Source organism: Rhodococcus sp. PvP016, assembly GCF_017832185.1.
Taxonomy (GTDB): Bacteria; Actinomycetota; Actinomycetes; order Mycobacteriales; family Mycobacteriaceae; genus Rhodococcoides.
Genome location: NZ_JAFIBH010000001.1, coordinates 3,968,247 through 3,986,163 on the forward strand (window position 1 = coordinate 3,968,247; position 17,917 = coordinate 3,986,163).

Below are 17,917 nucleotides of genomic sequence, written 5' to 3' on the forward strand. Positions count from 1 at the left end.
CCGTTCTCGTGTCGCCGGCGCTACGGGCTGAACTCTATCGCCGGTACCGAGACGTGCGGGTCTACTGTGGCAGCGGTACCGATGGACACGACGGATACCGAGGATGTGCGTGAACGACAAACTGGTGTGGATCGACTGCGAGATGACGGGCCTCGAGCTGGGCTCGGACAAGCTCATCGAGATCGCGGCCCTGGTCACCGACAGCGACCTGAACGTTCTCGGCGACGGCGTGGACATCGTGATCCACTGCGACGACGACGCACTGGCCTCGATGCCGGACGTGGTCACCGAGATGCACGCCAAGTCGGGGCTCACCGAGGAGGTCCGCGCGTCGACGGTCACGATGGAGCAGGCGCAGGCGAAGGTGCTCGAGTACATCCGGCAGCACGTTCCCGCCGGCACCGCGCCGCTCGCCGGCAACTCGATCGGCACCGACCGCGGCTTCATCGCGCGGGACATGCCGGAGCTGAACGACTACCTGCACTACCGGATGATCGACGTCAGCTCCATCAAGGAGTTGTGCCGCCGGTGGTACCCACGCATCTACTTCGGTCAGCCTCCCAAGGGCCTCGCGCACCGGGCACTCGCGGACATCGAGGAGTCCATCCGGGAGCTGAAGTACTACCGGCAGACGGCATTCGTGGCGGCTCCGGGACCGACCACCGAGGAGATCGGCGCCGTCGTGACGACGCTGACCGGTGGCGACGCGTGACACGGGGAACCGATTGGCTTCCCGCGTATCGGTCACGCTAGTATCGAACGCGCTGCATCGCCGCAGGGTGTGCAGCAATGGTGGGCGTAGTTCAGTTGGTAGAGCACCAGGTTGTGATCCTGGCTGTCGCGGGTTCGAGTCCCGTCGTCCACCCGAACACGAAGGCCCCCGACTCTCGAGTCGGGGGCCTTCGTCGTGTGCGGGGCGTCAGCGGGGAAGCGCGTCGAGGTCCGTTCGCATGAGGATGACGTTGTAGGACGAGTACTGCGACGCCGTGAAGTACAGCGAGTCACCGGCCGACCTCGGATGGATGTAGGGCGCGTAGAGACCCCCTCCCGGGTAGTTGCCGATGTCGTTGTTCACCACCAGCGCGGTGGGAGCGCTCCACGGCCCCTCGGGCGCCGACGCGGTCCGCGCCATGATGCGGCCCTCGACGTCGTTGCCGTACAGCATGATGTAGCGACCGAGATACGCATTCCACGCGACGGACATCTCCCCGACCGGCTGGCCGACCACCGGAGCGGCGGCGGCCAGGTCGGATGTCCAGGACCCACCGTTCCAGTACTCGTACCGGGTCAGGTCCAGCATCGCGTCGGGTGCGACCCTGGCCAGATAGGCGGCACCGAGACGACCGTTCGGTGTCCCGTACTGGTACACGAACCCGTCCTGCCCGCGGACGAACGCCGCCTGCTGGAAGCGGGCGTCCAGCTGTTCGGTACCGGGGACGGTCACGCCGCTGTTGAACCGGATCGTGCCGGGCTCGGGAAACCACGTCTGCCCGTTGTCGCGCGACGTCGCGATTCCCGCGTAGTTGGTCGACCACACCGAGCCGCTCCACTCGCGCACCGACATGAAGTGCAGGTACTGCACGCCGTTCACGGCGATCGCCGAGGTGGGAACGATCGTGTACTCGACGGGTGAGAGCCCGAGGGCCGAGAGCAGTCGAGTCGCGAATCGCGGATCGTTGCCGGCCACCACCGCACCGGAGTTCACGTCACCGGGCACACCGTCGGCGAACGTGATGCCGTCCGACAGGTCGGTGTCGTTGCTGCGCAACAGAACATTGTGCCGCCACTGACCGCCCGGGACCGCGCAGTTCCCGAAGGTGTCGCCGAACGCCATGAGGGTCTGACCGGCTCCGTTGTCCCAGCTGATGCCGAGATCGGTCCCGGAGATCCCGAAGCGATCGAACGTCCGGTTCGCACTCTCCTGACCGGTCACCCATCCCACGGTGGACGTCGACGGCCCGTTGTACGCGGGTACCGGCCCCTGCCTCCCCGCGGGCGGTTGACCGGGGAAGCCGGTGCCGTTGATCCCGGTGCCGGGCAGTCCCCCACACGGTTCGGCCACCGCCACGGGCGCGAGCACCAGGCTCGCTCCCCCCACCAGTGCCAGTGCCAGGGCAGCCGCCATCGCCCATTGTCGTCGCATACAGAACATCCCCCACAGTCGCGTCACACGCGGCAGTCACCCCGCCCCGAACGCAAGGTACCAGTCCGGACACGGTGCGATCTCCGCCCCGGCGCGGCCTCGGGAACGAATTACACGCCTGTGTTTTCGCAGGTAACGCCGCACAACCGAATTACGTTGGTGTAATTGAGCATTCGTGTTACCGAGCGATACTGCTGTCCCGTAGAGTGACCCGTGGCGCTCTTGGGGAAGGTGCGCCGTGTGTTACTCGTGTTGTTCGCTCGACGGACGTGAATGCCAAGGGAAGGGCATTCGACTTCGTCGAGCGGTGCGCCGTGGGCGACTGCTCTTCCGGTACCGGTCCGTGTGGACCGGTACGGACGGACGTCGACGGCCGCACCGCCGTGGACCACGCAGCAGCGACGGGACTCCTCCCCCGGGTCGGCGCCGACCGAATGGCGACGCCCGTGGGCGCATACGGAGGTAGCTCGTGCACCGAACATCACACTCGAACACCGCATCACAGAACACCGTGGAGGCATCGCCGTCACCGGTGCGCCGCCGTGGCCGCTGGGGATCGGCCGCCATGGTGGGCGTTGCGGCCACCGGAGCTCTGCTCTTCGCCGGGACACCCACGGCTGCAGCAGCACCCGTGCTCCCGCCGCTCCCTGCCCTGCCGTTCCAGATACCCGGCATTCCGCTGAATGCCAAGCAGCAGGCGGCCATTCTCGCCGCCGTCTTCGACGCGACGGGCGTGCTGGTGCAGGAGGTCGCGGGGCTCGTTCTCGGTGACATCACCCTCACCCCGGTCACTCCCGATGCCGCTCCGGACATCACGTCGCCCTTCCAGGCGGCTCCGCTGGGCGTCGGCGGATCACGACTCCCCTTGACACCCGGCACCTTCGAGGTCACGTCCGGTTACGGCGGGCGCGACAACCCGACCGGCGGCGGACGACAGAACCACGAGGGCATCGACCTCGGAGCCGCGCAGGGCACCACGATCTACGCGGTCACCGGCGGCACCGTCACACAGGCCGGTGACGCGGGCGACGGGTACGGCAATCTGGTGAAGATCAAGAAGGGTGACACCGAGGTGCTCTACGGACATCAGAGCCGCATCGATGTCGCCGTGGGTGACACCATCGCCCCCGGCCAGGCCATCGGCGCGGTCGGCAGTACCGGCGACTCCAACGGCCCGCACCTGCACTTCGAGGTGCGTCGCGGCGGCGAGGCCGTGGACCCGGTCGGCTACCTCACCGCTCTGGGCCTGAAGGTCTAGCGGCTCAGACGGACTGGGCGTTGCCGGCTTTCCACTCGTCCCACGGGACGTTCCAGTCGCCCAGTCCGTCGGTACCCGACAGCGTTCCACCCACGGTGTTCTTCACCACGGTGATGTCACCACGCTTGGTGTTGTCGTAGACCCACTTCGCGTTCGACGGGCTCAGGTTCAGGCAACCGTGGCTGACGTTGGAGTAGCCCTGTGACCCGACGGACCACGGTGCCGAGTGGAAGAAGATGCCGCTGTACGACATTCGCGTCGCCCAGTCGACCGGAGTGCGGTAGCCCTGCGCGGAGTCCACAGCGACACCGTACGTCGACGAGTCCATGACCATGGACGCGAACTTGTCACCGATGATGTAGACCCCGTTGTCGGTGGGCGAGCTGTCCTTGCCCATCGACGTCGGCATGGTCTTGACGTCGACTCCGTTGACGGAGAACGTCACCTGCTTGGTGGCGTCGTCCGCGGTGGCGATGACGGCGTCACCGATCGAGAAGGACGACGACGCGTTCTCCTGGCCGAAGAGTCCCTCGCCGAGGTCGCGACCGAAGACGTCCACCGTCACGGTGACGCGGGTGCCGGGAGCCCAGTAGTTCTGCGGGCGCCACCGCACCTCCTTCTGATTCACCCAGTAGAAGGCACCCTCGACCGGCGGATCCGTCACGACGGTGATCGCGTTCTGCGCGGCGATCTTGTCGGGGATCGGCTCGTCGAACTGCACGGCGACCGGCTGACCGATGCCCACGATCTCGTTCTCGGACGGCAGCAGGTACGGCTTGGTGACGTTGTCCGGCGAGCTGGTGGTGAAGGACGAGACCGACGACGCCTCACCGCCGAGACCGTAGGCCCGCGTACGCAACGTGTAGGTGCCGTTGTAGTCGAGCACCTCGCTGTTCGTCCAGGACGACCGATCCTCGGACAGAGCTCCGAGGACGGGGGTGCCGGCGTCGTCGGTGAGCGTCACCTCGGACAGGGTGCCGTCCGTCACGGTCACGGCGACCGGAGCGCTCGGGGAGAATCCGACGGACGCGTCGGGCGCCGGCAACGACACCTTCGGCTTCATGAGTTCCGACAACGGGTTGGAGTCGATCGGTGCGGGAGCCGCCGTCGGTGTCTGACCCGACCCCGCGGTGCACCCGGCTGCGGCGAGTGCGAGCACCGCCATCGCGGCCACCAGTGTCGAGCGCCCGCGACGGGTCCTACCCCACGACATCGTCATTCTCTCGACTCCACTCACCTGCGCCCGAACCATCACCTATCACGCACATGATGCCATCCACCTGGGATTTCTCACCACTCCGGAGCTGTGGAACACGGTCACGGTCGAGTACCGATCAAGCATCGACCCGGCTCCTCACCAGCGGTCCGGAGCCCCTGCCAGCAGGAATGCGGACCGGACGTCCCGTTTCGTCGATCGACGTCGATCTTGGTGCGCGTCACATGCGACCCCACACAGCACGATGCCGCCGAGCGTGAACTCGGCGGCATCGAGGACGGAGTCGGCCGTGCGCCTCTCGGCAGAAGGCCGCTCGTAGCGGCGAAAGGGGTGGTACCCGGGGCATGGATCCGACTCCGTCGAGCAGTGCAACGCCGACACCCCCGAGTCTGTTCCCGGCCGCTAGCATCACGTGGATGCGCGCCCTCGGTCCCACGTCGTCCGCATCTGCGCCACGCCCCGCCCCGTTCCGGCGCGCGACCCGATGAGTGATCTGCGTGTCCGAGACGCCGCCGCCCTGGTCGGTGTCAGCGACGACACCGTCCGCCGGTGGATCGAGAGCGGTGTCGTCGAGACGTCGAAGGACGCGGCCGGGCGCACCGTCGTGAACGGCGCCTCCCTCGCGGCGCACGCCCGGGCTCGCGCCGCCGCACCGCCGGATCCCAGCGGCACGGTCAGCTCCGCGCGCAACCGTCTGGCCGGGCTGGTCACCTCGGTGGTCGTCGACACCGTGATGGCCGAGGTACAGATGCAGTGCGGCGCGTTCACCGTGACGTCGCTGATGAGCGCCGAATCGGTGCGGACGCTCGGACTGGAACCCGGCAGCGTCGCCGTCGCGGTGGTCAAGGCGACCACCGTCATCGTCGAGACACCGTGATCTCTTTCCTCGCGGGCGGGAAGCGCGGCCGCCGCGACGCGGTGCGTCCGCCCGCCCTGATCCTCGTGCCGGCCGGAGTCGGCACGGCGCTCGTCGTGCTCCCCCTCGTGGCGATGCTGCTCTCGGTCGACGTGGCTCGCTTCGTCCCGCTCGTCACCTCGGAGTCGTCCCGGGCCGCGCTGCTGCTCAGCCTGCGCACGGCGGCCGTCAGCACGGTCCTCTGCATCCTGCTGGGGGTGCCGATGGCCCTGGTCCTCGCGCGGTCGACCGGACGGATCGTAGCCGTGGTGCGCGCACTCGTCCTGCTCCCCCTCGTCCTGCCTCCGGTGGTGGGCGGGCTCGCCCTGCTCTACGCCTTCGGCAGGCAGGGACTGCTGGGTGAACACCTGCGGGCGTGGGGCATCGACATCGCCTTCACCACCACCGCGGTGATCCTCGCGCAGACGTTCGTCGCCCTCCCCTTTCTCGTGATCAGTCTCGAGGGCGCACTGCGTACAGCGGGCACGCGGTACGAGGTCGTCGCCGCGACCCTCGGAGCCTCACCCGGCACCGTCCTGCTGCGCGTCACCCTCCCCCTGGTCCTGCCCGGGTTGGCGTCGGGTGCGGTGCTCTCCTTCGCCCGCGCGCTCGGCGAGTTCGGTGCCACCCTCACGTTCGCCGGGTCTCTCCAGGGCGTCACCCGCACCCTCCCGCTCGAGATCTACCTCCAGCGCGAGACGGATCCCGATGCGGCGGTGGCCCTCTCGCTGGTCCTCATCGTCGTCGCGATCGTCATCGTGATCCTCACCCGCAGTCGGCGTCCGGCAGGCGTGCTGTGACACCCACCGACACCTCGGTCGTCCTCGACATCCGTCACCGAGCACGCGGCGCCGACCTCACGCTCACGGTGCCGTCGGGCGGCGTGGTAGCGATCCTCGGGCCCAACGGCGCCGGGAAGTCGACGCTGCTGTCGATGGTCGCCGGACTCGTCCGGCCCGACGAGGGCGTCGTCCGCATCGGCACGCGCACCCTCACCGACAGCGCGCAGCGCATCGACGTCCCGCCGCACCGCCGACGGGTGGCTCTCCTCGCCCAGGACGCGCTGCTGTTCCCACACCTGTCCGCGCTGGCGAACGTCGCCTTCGCGCCTCGGTCACGAGGTGCCGGACGAGCCGAGTCCGAGCGACTCGCGCGCCGATGGCTCGAGGCCGTCGACGCGGCAGACCTCGCCGATCGGCGGCCACGCGCACTGTCCGGCGGACAGGCCCAACGCGTCGCCCTCGCCAGAGCGCTCGCAGCCGACCCCGACGTGCTCCTGCTCGACGAGCCGTTCGCGGCGCTCGACGCCGAGTCCGCACCGGCCATGCGACGCGTGCTCCGCGAGGTGCTCGCCGAGACCTCGCGCACCACACTGCTGGTGACCCACGACCGGGTCGACGCCCTGACGCTCGCCGGTGAGGTGGCCGTCGTCGACGCCGGACGAGTGGTCGAACACGGCACCGTCCGCGACGTTCTGACGGCTCCGCGTACCCGGTTCGCGGCCGCCCTCGTCGGAGTGAACTTCATCGAGGGCACCATCACCGCTCCGGACACGCTCACGACCACGTCGGGTGTCGCCGTGCAGGGCCGCGCCCCGGATCCCCTCGACGCGGGCTCACCGGCGGTGGCCCTGCTGCATCCCACCGCGGTCTCCGTCTTCGTCGACCCACCACGGGGCAGCCCCCGCAACGTGCTGCCCGTGCAGATCGGCCACGTGGAATCCACCGGCTCGTCGGTCCGCATCACGTCCACCGCGGCCGCTGGTCTGCCCGCGCTGCACGCCGACGTCACCGTCGCGGCGGCCACCGAACTCGACCTCGTGCCAGGCCGTCGCGTCCACTTCGTCGTCAAGGCCGGCGAGGTGGCACTGCACGCCGCGGCTCCCGGCGCGCCCACACCGCGGTGACCGGGGGGTCGCCCCGGCCGCGGCGACTGCTCGACGCGGCGGCGGATCTGTTCGGCGCCCGCGGATACGCGGCCGTCGGTATCGACGACGTCGCGGCGGCCGCGGGAGTCTCGGGGCCGTCGGTGTACCGGTGGTTCGACTCGAAGTACGACCTGCTCCGCACCCTGCACCTGACCGCGGTCGAGCGCCTCGAGCGGCGCATCGCTCGGGAGGGCGCACCCGCCGATCACCACACGCTCGCTCTCGGCGCCCTCACGGTCCGACGCTCACTCGGCACGCTGCGCCGCGACCGCCCGCACCTGCACGACCCCGACATCGGTTCGGTGACCACGGTTCTCGATGCCGTCACCGCTGCAGCACGTCGTGCCGATCCGGTTCTTCGGCCGTCTCGCGACTCCGACGTCACGACTCGGGCGGTGCTGTCCACCCTCTCCAGCATCGGGACGCATCGCCTCGCCGTTCCCGCCGCCGCGGTGCTCGAGGTTCTCGACTCCGCGTGCGCCGCGGTCCTCTCGGCGGACCTGCCGGACGCCGTCGACGATCCGGAACTCCCGCACGGCGTCCCGCCCGTCGGGCGACGGGACGCACTCCTGCGCTCGGCCGCGTCGCTGTTCGACGAGAGCGAGCCCGCCGAGGTGACGATGGCGGCCATCGCCTCCTCGGTGGGCATCGCGGCATCGAGTACCTACCGCTGGTTCGGCGGCAAGACCGTCGTGCTGGACGAGGTGTGCCTCGGCGCCGCGCGGCGGGCGGCAGACGAGACGGCGCGTGTGCTCGCCCGGTCGGACACGCCGCACCAGGCGCTGGCCGGTCTGGCGCGGCGGCGCGTGGCCCTCGCGACGCGGTCGCCGGCACTGCGGGTACTCCGACGGCACGGCCTCTCGACCGGTCCGGCGACGGCACGCGAGCTCACCGTGATGGCCCGCCAGGAGCGCGCGGAGTGGGTGAATCTCCTCGCGTCGACGATGCCGGGACGCTCGCGGGGACAGTCGGCGGTTCTCGTCGAAGCGACGTTCACGGTGGTGGACGACCTGTCACGGCACGTGGACGAGCGCCGGCTCACCGCGGTGGTCACCGCGATGCTGGGTGTGGACGACAGCGGACCCCGATCACCACATCGGTGATCGGGGTCCGTGTCGGGATCTGCCGTGCCGCGACCGGCTACTGAGCCTGCAGCAGCGTGAACGACCTGTCTCGCACAAGCAGTGACGTCGGGTCGTCGCCCACCTGCTGCTCGGGGTCGCTCGAGATCGTGAGCGACCACGTCTCGTTCGGCAGGGTGAACTCGACAGGGGTGTCGGAGGCGTTCATCAGCCACAGGAACACGGTGTCCTCGGCCGACGACTTGAACAGCACGGCGATCGACTTGTTCGACCCGGTGGTCCAGTCGTCGTCACCCATCGCGACGCCGTCCGCACGCTGGAAGTCGATCGTGTCGGGACGACCACCGCTCGTGTCGGTGGTGGTGTCGTCCTCGCCGTGGCGGAACCACACCGGACGCAGCGCGGGATGCTCGCGGCGGAGCGTGATCAGCGCCGTGGTGAACTCGACGAGCGCTTCGTCGGCGACCGCCCAGTCGAACCACGAGATCTCGTTGTCCTGGCAGTAGGCGTTGTTGTTGCCGCCCTGCGAGCGCGCGAGTTCGTCGCCTCCCAGGATCATCGGAACGCCGGCCGAGAGAAGTAGCGTGCCGAGGAAGTTGCGACGCTGGCGATCGCGCAGGGCGTTGATGTCCGCATCGTCCGTCGGGCCCTCGGCGCCGCATCCCCACGACCGGTTGTCGGACTCGCCGTCCTGGCTGTCCTCGCCGTTCTCCTCGTTGTGCTTCTCGTCGTACATCGTGAGGTCGGCGAGAGTGAAGCCGTCGTGCGCGGTGATGAAGTTGACGCTCGCGAGGGTGGGCCTGCGATCGTTCTCGTACACGTCGGGGCTACCCGAGATACGTTGCGCCAGAGCGGGAAGACTACCCTCCTCTCCGCGCCAGAAATCGCGAACGTCGTCGCGGAACTTGCCGTTCCACTCCGACCACCGGGCCGGGAATCCACCGACCTGATAGCCGGCGGTGTCCCACGGCTCGGCGATCAGCTTCACCGGGGCGAGCACCGGATCCTGGTGCACCATGTCGAGGAACGCGCTGTGTCGGTCGAGATCCTCGTCCTGACGGGTCAGGGTGCTCGCGAGGTCGAAGCGGAAGCCGTCGACATGCATCTCGGTGACCCAGTAGCGCAACGAGTCCATGATGAGGGCGAGTGCGGCGGGATGGCCGACGTTCAGGCTGTTGCCCGTTCCCGTCGTGTCGTAGTACGAGCTGTGGTCTTCGGGGACCAACCGATAGTAGGACGCGTTGTCGATTCCCTTGAGGGACAGGGTCGGTCCGAGGTGATTGCCCTCGGCGGTGTGGTTGTAGACCACGTCGAGAATCACCTCGAGGCCGGCGGCGTGGAGCGCCTTGACCATCGACTTGAACTCGGTGACCTGCCCACCCGTGTCGCCCGCACTGCTGTACTCGTTGTGCGGCGCGAGGAAGCCGATCGAGTTGTATCCCCAGTAGTTCCGGCGACCCTCCTCGAGCAGGTGCGAGTCCTGGACGAACTGATGCGTGGGCAGCAGTTCGACGGCCGTGATGCCCAGCCGTGTCAGGTGCTCGATGGCGGACGGATGCGCGAGACCCGCGTAGGTCCCACGGACGGCCTCGTCCACGTTCTCGTCGAGCTGGGTGAAGCCCTTGACGTGCACCTCGTAGACGACGGACTCGGACAACGGAATTCGCGGCGCGGCGTCGTCTCCCCAGTCGAACGAGTCGTCGACGACCACGGAACGCGGCATGAAGGGCGCGGAATCGGCGTCGTTGCGGGTGTCGGGCTCGTCGTGATGGTGGGAGAACACCGCCTCGTCCCATTCCACCGACCCGGCAACGGCTTTCGCGTAGGGGTCGAGGAGGAGCTTGGCGGCGTTGTGGCGCAACCCGGCGGCCGGATCCCACGGGCCGTCGACCCGGAATCCGTATCGCGTTCCGACGGACATGTTCTCGACGATGCCGTGGAACACGTGTCCGGTGTACTCGGGCAGCGTCGTCGACGAGAGTTCGACACCGTTCTCGTCGTACGTGACGACGGTCACCGACTCGGCCGTCTCGGTGTAGACCGCGACGTTCGCGCTCCCGTCGGGTCGAAGACTGACACCCGCGGGGTAGGGGGTGGAAGGCTGTCGTGTCACTGATGGCACCAGTTCTCTGTCGTAGGTCCAGCTCATGGAGGGACCGGAAGTCACCCACGGAAGTCGTGCGGGTCCCAGCGTTCTTACCCGCGCACCGCCCGGACGAAACGGTGCAGGTTGAGCGCACGGGCCACCGGGTAGACATGCCGCATGACGGGCGTCCGCACGACTCGACGCATCGTGCGTGAACGAACGGCCGTCGCGGCGGGAATGCGACGTCGACTGGCGGCACGCGACACGGCCCTGGTGGCAGCGGGCATCACGTTCTACGGCGGCATCGCCGTCGTGCCGATGTTGCTGCTGGGCCTGCGCCTCACCACGCTGCTGCTGGGCGAGGAGACCGTCGTCGGGTACGGAGACGCCATCGCCGGACTGCTGCCGGGCGCGGCGGGCGCCCCCGGCGCAGTGCGGACCCTGTTCGACGCCGGGACCCACCTCGGGTGGCTGGGCGGCCTGGTCGCGATCCTGCCCGCCACCTTCTACGGCGAGGGCATGCGACGGGCCCTGCTCGTCTACGAACCCGTACGCGAATCGTTCGTCGGCTGGCGCGGTCGCGCGTCGGCGCTCCCGGTCCTGATCGTCACGCCGTTGCTCACCATCCCCGTCCTCGTGGTGGGCAACGCACTCGCCTCCGTGAACGGCGGCATCGGCGCGGGAGCGTTCCGCGTCTGGCTCGGATTCGTCACCATCTGGCTGGTGCTCGCCGTGCCCATCGGATGGACGTACAGGGTGGTCGCGCCGACCACCCTGTCGCGTACGGCTGTCGCGATCGGTGCCCTGACCACCGCGTCCTTCGTCTCGGGATTCCTGCAGGGCTACGTCCTGTTCCTCGCGATCCCCATCGACTGGTCGGGCCCGTTCGGCGGCCTCGAACCCGTCGGAGCGGCCGTCGCCACGGTGCTGTGGCTGTTCTTGCTGCACATCATCGTGCTGATCGGCTGGGTGTTCACTCTCGAGTGCGACCGGGTCGCGGAGCGGGAAGCGCACTCAGAGCGTGATGGATGGACACGCTGATCTGACTGAAGCCGACGACGGCGAGGACCAGGGACACGGCAGCGCCGATGGTGCCGAACAGCGGACCGGTGTCCACCACCGAGGCTCCCAGGAGAGTCACCACGACGGCGATCACGCGAGACGGGCGTTCCCACACCGTGACGACCCCGATCGACGCCATCCCCGCGGACACCGCGCGAGCCCGCGCCGTCTCGTGCAGCAGGGTGAGCAGCGCGACCGCGACCACCACGGGCGCCGGTGCTCCCAGCACGAGCAGAACCGCGAAGACCAGCATGTCCGAGAGCCGATCGGCCACCGAGTCGGCCACGTAGCCGAATGCCGTCGACCGACCCCGGAGCAGTGCGACGGCGCCGTCGAGACTGTCCACCAGCGCCGACAGGACGAGAAGCAGTGCCGCCGCGCCGGCGCCCCACGGACCGGAACCCGCGACGGCGAGAGCGAGAACGGCGAAGAGAACCCCCACAGCAGTGACCGCGGTGGGGGCGACGCGCGCCCGCGCGAGCGGGCGGGCCAGAACGTACGTGATGGTCAACCAGCCGTGCACCAGTGCCGACGAGTGAACGTCGTAGCCGCCGTGCAGCTCGGACCACGCACGGAAGTACTGCGTGCGAGTTCTCGGCACGGTGACGACGGGTTCCGACGCACCGGAACCCGTCACGTGATCGTGGTCAGTGACCACCGGGATCGGTGAGGGACTTGCCCTCGGCCGCCTTGACGCGCTTGCGCTCGAGCAGGACCACACCGAGTCCTGCGAGCAGGAGAACCGGGCAGGCGATACCGGCGACCAGCACCCATCCCTCGAAGCCGCCGCCCGCGGCGGTCAGGCCCAGTCCGAGCGCGACGAAGCCCAGCGCCATCAGGAAGTAGCCCGGCCATGCCCGGCTGTCGGTGATGGCCTCACCGGCGTGCGCACGCGTGGTGCGTGCGAAATCCTGCGGCTGCTCGTTCTCGTTCTGCGCGACCACGACTTGTCCTTTCGTCGATACATCCGTGCATGCCCGTCGAACCGCCGGGGGAAACCCGGTCGGTGGGCACTCACAGAGGGCATTCGGAACCGCCCACCCCCGCGACGGCTCGTACGGAGTGACGAGGACGACGTCGAGCGCTAGGGTGAGCGCGTCAACAGACCACGCGGTTCGTGAATCGGGTCGTGAACCGCTCTACGTGAGGACGCGCCCGTGCCTTATCTCGGCCTGATCGTCGCCGTGCTCTGGATCTTCTGCCTCATCGACGTCATCACGGCCGACGAGGGTGGCATCCGTCATCTCCCCAAGACGGTTTGGCTCCTGCTCGTCGTGTTCCTTCCTCTCGCCGGGTCCGTGGCCTGGCTCGTGGCGGGCCGGCCCGTCGGCGGCGGCATCTGGGGCGGTCCCGACGCGGGACGCCGACCGAGCGCGACCGGTTTTCCCGAGTACGACGTCCGTCCCGGCCGCGCGGTCGCGACGAACTCCGAGTCCGACGAGGAGTTCCTGCGCCGGTGCCGGGAACGCGCCCAGCAGCAGCGCGACGCCGCCCGACGCACCAGGAATCCCGAGCAGGACTGACGCCTACGGGTCGTCCCGGCCGGCCGACCATGTAGGTTAGGGTCGGCTAATGCATGACGCACCTCCGTCGACCGGCGGGGCCATCCTGCGCCGTACCACCCGGCGCCACCGTGTGCGACTCGTCGGCTCGTCGGCCCTGTTCTGTGTGCACCAGTTCTGCGAGACGATGGTGCCCGTCGCCATCGGTCTGATCATCGGCCGTGCGGTCGAGACCGGCGACGTCACCGCGATGATCGTCTCGTTGCTGGGGCTGGCGGGCCTGTTCGTCGTCCTTTCGTACGCGTACCGCATCGGCGCCCGCATCATCGTCGTCGCGATCGAACGGGAAGCGCACCTGCTGCGCGTCGAGGTCGCGGGACGCGTGCTCGACCCGCGCGGAGTCCAGGTCGATCTCGGCCCCGGCGAGTTGTTGACGGTCAGCACCTCGGACGCCGAGAAGACCTCGTGGGCGCTCGACGCCATCGCCAGGGTCGCCGCCGCGGTCACCGCCCTCGTGGTCACGGCGGTGGCACTTCTCGTCATCGACGTACCGCTCGGGCTGGCCGTCGTCATCGGGACGCCGGTACTCCTCCTTCTCCTGCAGTTGTGTGCGCCGTTCCTCACTCGCGCCGCGACCGATCAGCAGGCGGAGGTGGCGCGCGTCTCGGGTCTCGCCACCGATCTCGTCAGCGGCGTACGGCCCCTCCGCGGTATCGGCGCCGAGGACGTCGCGTCCCGGCGGTTCGTGCAGTCGAGCCGACGTGCGCTGGCCGCGACGATGCGTCTGGCCCGCGGCAACAGCGTGTATCTCGGTGTCTCCGCGACGGTGGGCGCGCTGCTGTCCGCGGCCGTGGCCGGCACGGCCGGGTTCCTCGCTCTCGAGGGCCGGATCTCCGTCGCCGAGCTGATCACCGTCGTCGGACTGGCGCAATTTCTCATCGAGCCGCTGAGTTCACTCTCCCGACTTCCCGGCTTTCTCGCGGTCATCCGCGGATCGGCGGATCGGTTGGCGTTGGTTCTCGGCGCCGACCCGGTGGTCACCTCCACCGGTACGCGGTCCCCGGACACCTCGTCCGTCGGGCTCGACGACCTGTCCTACGGGACTCTGGCACATCTCGACCTGCATCTCGAGCGCGGCGAGATCGTCGGCGTCGTCGCGTACCGGCCGCAGGACGCCGATGCGTTGGCCGCCGTCCTCTCCGGCCAGGTGTCGCCCGACGACGTCACCGGACGGCTGACGGTCGGCGGCGTCGACGTGACCGAGCTCGCGCTCCCCGAGGTCCGCCGCACCGTGCTGGTGGAACCGCACACGTCGGATCTGTTCGCCGGTACGGTGCGGTCCAACATCGCCCTGGACCGCGGGAGCGACCTCGACGCCGCGGTGACCGCCTCCGCCGTGACCGACATCGTCGCCATGCACGACGGCGGTCTCGACCATCCGGTGACCGACCGCGGCGCCAGCCTGTCCGGTGGGCAACGCCAGCGAGTCGCCCTCGCCCGCGCACTCGCGGCGCAGCCGCCGGTACTCGTCCTCCACGATCCGACCACCGCCGTCGACGCGGTGACCGAACACGCCATCGCCACCGGCATCGCGGGACTGCGTCACGACGGAGACGCCCGCACCCAGACGACGGTGCTCATCACCACCAGCCCCGCGCTCCTCGCGGTCACCGACCGCGTCGTCGTGCTCGACGAGGGTCAGGTCGCGACCGTCGGCACCCACCACGGGTTGGCGGAGACGGACGAGCGCTACCGAGAGGCGGTTCTGCGATGACCGAACCGACCGCACTGCTGCCCATCGCGAGTGGACGCCGGTGCTGGGCGTTCCTGCGCGGCGAACTCGGTGCGCGGCGCGGATCGGTCGCACTCACCGTCGCCATCGGCGTGGTCGCGGCGGCCATGGCGCTGATTCCCGTGTACGTCTTCGGCATGCTCGTCGATCGGGTGACCGAGGGCGCACCGACGTCCACGATCGTCGGTGTCGTGACGGTCATCGGCGCCGCGGCGATCGCGGGCGGTGTCTTCACCGGGATCGGCGCCTACACCGTCAGTCTGCTCGGCGAGAAGATGTTGGCCTCGCTGCGCGAGCGCGTCCTCGGCCGCGCACTCCACCTCCCGGTGAGCACACTGGAACGAGTCGGCAAGGGAGACCTGCTCTCCCGCGTCGGGGACGACATCGCGGTGATGGCGAAATCGCTCGGCGAAGTGGTGCCGAACATCCTTGCCGCCGTGCTGCTGGTCCTGCTCAGTCTGGTCACGATGCTCGGACTCGACTGGCGTCTGGGACTCGCGGGCATGGTCGCGATCCCGATGTACGTGATGGCGCTGCACTGGTACCTGCCGCGGTCGGCCCCGATGTACGCCGCCGAGCGCGTCGCGATGGGCGAGCGCGCCCAGTCTCTGGTCAGCAGCATGCAGGGGGCCCGCACCGTGCGGGCGTACGGCATGGAGGGTGAGCACCTCGCGCGCATCGACGCATCGTCCGGCAAGGCTCGCGACATCGCCGTCACCGTCTTCCGACTCTTCACCCGGTTCGGCTCGCGTAGCAACCGGGCCGAGTGCGTCGGACTGTCGGTCATCCTCACCGTCGGCTTCCTCCTGGTGCGCGAGGACGCCGTCACCGTCGGTCAGACCACCGCGGCGGCACTGTTGTTCCACCGGCTCTTCAACCCGATCGGCATGCTGCTGTACTCGTTCGACGACATCCAGTCGGCCGGGGCCTCCCTCGCACGACTGGTGGGCGTCATCGATCTGCCCGACGACCGCTCCCCCGGGACCGAGGCGGAGCCTGTTGACGGCACCGTCGTCGTGACGAACCTCCGCCACTCCTACGACGGTGTCGACGATGTCCTGCACGGGATCGATCTGCGGATCGACGACGGCACGACGGTGGCGCTGGTCGGCTCGACCGGCGCCGGCAAGTCCACCATCGCCGCTCTCGTGGCGGGCTCGATGCGAGCGGACTCCGGATCGGTCCGGGTGGGCGGGGTGTCGCTCGACGACATCGGCTCCGATCGACTGCGCCGGCACGTCGCGATCGTCAGCCAGGAGGTGCACGTGTTCGCCGGACCGCTCATCGACGATCTGCGGCTGGCGGCACCGGACGCGGATCGGGAGACGGTCGAACACGCGCTGCGGACGGTCGGAGCGCACTCGTGGGTGAGCACCCTCGAGGACGGGCTCGACACGGTGGTCGGCGAGGGCGGCGTGGAGCTGACTCCGTCTCGCGCGCAACAGATCGCACTGGCCCGCATCGTCCTGGCCGATCCGGCGGTCGCCGTTCTGGACGAGGCCACTGCCGAGGCCGGCAGCGCCGGCGCACGCGACCTCGAGGAGGCTGCCAGGGCTGCCACTCGCGGACGGACGACGATCGTCGTCGCCCATCGCCTCACCCAGGCGGCGAGCGCCGACAGCGTCGTGGTGCTCGAGCACGGCCGCATCGTCGAGCAGGGGCCGCACCGGGAATTGGTGGAGGCGGGCGGCCGGTACTCCGAACTCTGGTCCGCGTGGCGGGGGCGCTAGTTGTAGTCGTCACGTCGTCGGACGGAGCCCCCGCCAGCTCGTCCGGCACTTCGCGGCCCGGGCGCGACGATGGCTCGCGTGCACCGAGTCGTCACCGAGCCAGCGCGGCAGCTGACCGCTCGCGAACGGCGTCAGGTGCGCCGGACCGTCCGACGCGCGACCGTGCGCACGGGCCCGGTACTCCCGCGCACGACGAGTGACGGCTCGACCACCAGCTCGGCGGGCGCGAGGCTCTCGTCCTCGAGGCGCGCGATGGCGAACCGCACCGCGGTCGCGGCCAGACCCTCGGCGTCCTGCCGGACGGTCGTGAGATCGATGCGCGAGAGGTGCGCCAGCTCGCTGTCGTCGTATCCCACCACCGAGACATCCTCGGGCACAGCGATTCCGGCACGGTGGAACGCGTCCATCAGTCCCACCGCACACAGATCGTTACCGGCTATCACCGCGGTGGGCACCCGCCGCTCGGCGACCATGCGCGTCCCGGCGGCACTCCCCGCCTCCTCGGTGTGCGCACCCGGCCACACCACGGCGGGCAGACCGCGCTCGTCCATCGCGGCACGGAAGGCCGCGCGGCGCTCGGTCGCACCGGAGTCCGTACCACCGTCCACATGGTGGATGTCCACGTGCCCGAGACCGACGAGGTGGTCGACCGCCTGACGCACTCCGTGGTCGTCAGCGCTGCGCACGATGTCGAAGTCGGTGGCGGGCAGGGCCCGTCCGATCATGACCACCACCGCCCGCTCCTCGAGATGCGCGACGTACTCGGGTGAGGACGACGGACCCAGCAGGATCACGCCTTCGCAGCGATGGCTGAGCAGCGCCTCGATCGCCTTCGTCTCGTCCCGGCCGGGCGCGCTCGCGGACAGCAACACCTCGTACCCGGCCGCCTCGGCCACGGGATAGATGTGTGTCACGAGATCGGCCTGGAACGGCTGTCGCACGTCGATCACGACGCCCAACGTCCTGCTCCGGCCGCGGGCGAGGAGTCGCGCGGCGTTGTCCGGCCGATAGTCGAGTTCGCGCGCAGCGGCGAGGACACGGTCGCGAGTGTCGTCACTCGCACCCGGTTTGCCACTGAGGACGAACGACACCAGGGTCCGGGACACTCCCGCCAGAGCGGCGACGTCACTCATCGTCGTCTTGCGGCTGCGGGGCGGCGTGGACACCGGCACTCCTCTGGGACGGGGCTTGACACGGAAGCGTGATCCACCTCATAGTAGCTTA

16 protein-coding genes and 1 tRNA gene are annotated in these 17,917 nt (G+C 69.4%); 11 read left to right on the forward strand and 6 right to left on the reverse strand.

Annotated elements, in window-relative coordinates; genetic code table 11:
- The first annotated feature begins 109 nt into the window (after positions 1-109).
- Together orn and JOE30_RS18445 are read left to right on the forward strand one after the other, a co-directional pair.
- Positions 110-712: an oligoribonuclease gene (gene orn / locus JOE30_RS18440; protein ID WP_204868449.1), complete on the forward strand. Its 603-nt coding sequence runs from the start codon at positions 110-112 to the stop codon at positions 710-712.
- An 80-nt stretch (positions 713-792) separates the two neighbouring features.
- Positions 793-865 (forward strand) — tRNA-His (locus JOE30_RS18445).
- Between the two features lie 54 nt (positions 866-919).
- Here JOE30_RS18445 and JOE30_RS18450 read toward each other — a convergent pair.
- On the reverse strand, positions 920-2,143 hold the full coding sequence (locus JOE30_RS18450; protein WP_239532412.1) for a DUF4185 domain-containing protein: 1,224 nt from the start codon (positions 2,141-2,143) through the stop codon (positions 920-922).
- A 469-nt stretch (positions 2,144-2,612) separates the two neighbouring features.
- On the opposite strand from JOE30_RS18450, the gene JOE30_RS18455 reads away from it, so the two are divergent.
- Complete coding sequence (locus JOE30_RS18455; RefSeq protein ID WP_307806239.1) at positions 2,613-3,401, forward strand: M23 family metallopeptidase; 789 nt, start codon at positions 2,613-2,615, stop codon at positions 3,399-3,401.
- 4 nt (positions 3,402-3,405) lie between these two features.
- Here the strand turns inward: JOE30_RS18455 and JOE30_RS18460 are convergent, their stop codons facing one another.
- On the reverse strand, positions 3,406-4,620 hold the full coding sequence (locus JOE30_RS18460) for an Ig-like domain-containing protein (protein ID WP_204868451.1): 1,215 nt from the start codon (positions 4,618-4,620) through the stop codon (positions 3,406-3,408).
- Positions 4,621-5,101: 481 nt separating this feature from the next.
- Between JOE30_RS18460 and JOE30_RS18465 the strand changes: the two genes are divergently transcribed.
- The 4 genes from JOE30_RS18465 to JOE30_RS18480 are packed head-to-tail and all read left to right on the forward strand — an operon-like array spanning position 5,102 to position 8,542.
- Positions 5,102-5,494 carry a molybdopterin-binding protein gene (locus JOE30_RS18465; protein ID WP_204870555.1) on the forward strand — a complete coding sequence of 131 codons (393 nt, stop codon included), beginning with the start codon at positions 5,102-5,104 and terminating at the stop codon, positions 5,492-5,494.
- Positions 5,494-6,312 (forward strand): ABC transporter permease, encoded by an 819-nt coding sequence (locus JOE30_RS18470; RefSeq protein WP_307806313.1) that lies wholly within the window; start codon positions 5,494-5,496, stop codon positions 6,310-6,312. Before JOE30_RS18465 ends, JOE30_RS18470 begins: the two co-directional genes overlap by 1 nt.
- On the forward strand, positions 6,309-7,418 hold the full coding sequence (locus tag JOE30_RS18475) for a sulfate/molybdate ABC transporter ATP-binding protein (RefSeq protein WP_204868454.1): 1,110 nt from the start codon (positions 6,309-6,311) through the stop codon (positions 7,416-7,418). The genes JOE30_RS18470 and JOE30_RS18475 overlap by 4 nt, the downstream gene beginning before the upstream one ends.
- The gene (locus JOE30_RS18480) at positions 7,415-8,542 is read left to right on the forward strand and encodes a TetR family transcriptional regulator (protein ID WP_204868456.1); all 1,128 of its coding nucleotides are present in this window, start codon (positions 7,415-7,417) and stop codon (positions 8,540-8,542) included. Before JOE30_RS18475 ends, JOE30_RS18480 begins: the two co-directional genes overlap by 4 nt.
- Positions 8,543-8,579: 37 nt before the next feature.
- On the opposite strand, the gene glgX is transcribed toward JOE30_RS18480, so the two are convergent.
- Entirely contained in the window at positions 8,580-10,670 is a 2,091-nt protein-coding gene (gene glgX / locus JOE30_RS18485) for a glycogen debranching protein GlgX (RefSeq protein WP_204868458.1), read from the reverse strand.
- Between the two features lie 114 nt (positions 10,671-10,784).
- Between glgX and JOE30_RS18490 the strand changes: the two genes are divergently transcribed.
- Entirely contained in the window at positions 10,785-11,648 is an 864-nt protein-coding gene (locus tag JOE30_RS18490) for a YhjD/YihY/BrkB family envelope integrity protein (protein WP_204868461.1), read from the forward strand.
- On the opposite strand, the gene JOE30_RS18495 is transcribed toward JOE30_RS18490, so the two are convergent.
- Positions 11,581-12,327, reverse strand: coding sequence for a CDP-alcohol phosphatidyltransferase family protein (locus JOE30_RS18495; protein ID WP_209993106.1), 747 nt, complete (start codon positions 12,325-12,327; stop codon positions 11,581-11,583). The two genes, JOE30_RS18490 and JOE30_RS18495, sit on opposite strands and share 68 nt — an antisense overlap.
- Positions 12,317-12,613, reverse strand: a complete 297-nt coding sequence (locus JOE30_RS18500) for a hypothetical protein (RefSeq protein ID WP_204868465.1) — start codon at positions 12,611-12,613, stop codon at positions 12,317-12,319. Before JOE30_RS18500 ends, JOE30_RS18495 begins: the two co-directional genes overlap by 11 nt.
- Positions 12,614-12,826: 213 nt before the next feature.
- Here JOE30_RS18500 and JOE30_RS18505 point away from each other — a divergent pair, with 213 nt between their 5' ends.
- From JOE30_RS18505 to JOE30_RS18515, 3 genes are read left to right on the forward strand one after another with little or no spacing between them, the layout of a single operon-like run.
- On the forward strand, positions 12,827-13,192 hold the full coding sequence (locus JOE30_RS18505; RefSeq protein ID WP_204868467.1) for a PLD nuclease N-terminal domain-containing protein: 366 nt from the start codon (positions 12,827-12,829) through the stop codon (positions 13,190-13,192).
- Positions 13,193-13,241: 49 nt separating this feature from the next.
- Positions 13,242-14,945: an ABC transporter ATP-binding protein gene (locus JOE30_RS18510; RefSeq protein WP_204868468.1), complete on the forward strand. Its 1,704-nt coding sequence runs from the start codon at positions 13,242-13,244 to the stop codon at positions 14,943-14,945.
- Positions 14,942-16,693, forward strand: coding sequence for an ABC transporter ATP-binding protein (locus JOE30_RS18515; protein ID WP_204868469.1), 1,752 nt, complete (start codon positions 14,942-14,944; stop codon positions 16,691-16,693). Before JOE30_RS18510 ends, JOE30_RS18515 begins: the two co-directional genes overlap by 4 nt.
- Before the next feature lie 131 nt (positions 16,694-16,824).
- On the opposite strand, the gene JOE30_RS18520 is transcribed toward JOE30_RS18515, so the two are convergent.
- Entirely contained in the window at positions 16,825-17,826 is a 1,002-nt protein-coding gene (locus tag JOE30_RS18520; RefSeq protein ID WP_204870558.1) for a LacI family DNA-binding transcriptional regulator, read from the reverse strand.
- Between the last annotated feature and the right edge of the window lie 91 nt (positions 17,827-17,917).

Coding starts and splice junctions, on each gene's coding strand:
- JOE30_RS18465 (WP_204870555.1), top strand. CDS start 5,102: ATGAGTGATCTGCGTGTCCGAGACGCCGCCGCCCTGGTCGGTGTCAGC.
- JOE30_RS18490 (WP_204868461.1), top strand. CDS start 10,785: ATGACGGGCGTCCGCACGACTCGACGCATCGTGCGTGAACGAACGGCC.
- JOE30_RS18510 (WP_204868468.1), top strand. CDS start 13,242: ATGCATGACGCACCTCCGTCGACCGGCGGGGCCATCCTGCGCCGTACC.
- JOE30_RS18450 (WP_239532412.1), bottom strand. CDS start 2,143: ATGCGACGACAATGGGCGATGGCGGCTGCCCTGGCACTGGCACTGGTG.
- JOE30_RS18515 (WP_204868469.1), top strand. CDS start 14,942: ATGACCGAACCGACCGCACTGCTGCCCATCGCGAGTGGACGCCGGTGC.
- JOE30_RS18520 (WP_204870558.1), bottom strand. CDS start 17,826: ATGAGTGACGTCGCCGCTCTGGCGGGAGTGTCCCGGACCCTGGTGTCG.
- glgX (WP_204868458.1), bottom strand. CDS start 10,670: ATGAGCTGGACCTACGACAGAGAACTGGTGCCATCAGTGACACGACAG.
- JOE30_RS18460 (WP_204868451.1), bottom strand. CDS start 4,620: ATGACGATGTCGTGGGGTAGGACCCGTCGCGGGCGCTCGACACTGGTG.